Here is a 310-nt window from a genome sequence, read left to right as displayed (position 1 = left end):
ATAAAGATAAGGAGAAGAATAGTAGTGTACCTGTTGGAAAACCAATAATTAACAACAGGATATATATTCTTGACAAATATATGAAACCTGTACCAATTGGATGTCAAGGAGAAATATATATTGCTGGATTAGGTATGACAAGAGGTTATATGAATGATCGGGAATTATCTTCTGAGAAATATATAGAAGATCCATTTATAAAAGGGGAAAAAATGTTTAGGACTGGTGATCATGGATTATGGCTAGAAGATGGAAATATAATATTTATTAATCGAAAGGATAGACAAGTTCAGGTTCATGGTTATCGTAT

The 310-nt window shown here is 31.0% G+C and carries 1 protein-coding gene; it reads left to right on the top strand.

Features of this window, described 5'->3' with window-relative positions:
• On the top strand, positions 1-310 hold a 310-nt coding region (locus ACX6CF_RS27290), incomplete at both ends, for an AMP-binding protein (RefSeq protein ID WP_458788507.1).

Source organism: Vallitalea sediminicola, from assembly GCF_054408565.1.
Note: the sequence above shows the minus strand (reverse complement) of the source record. Positions and strands in the feature narration are given on the sequence as shown.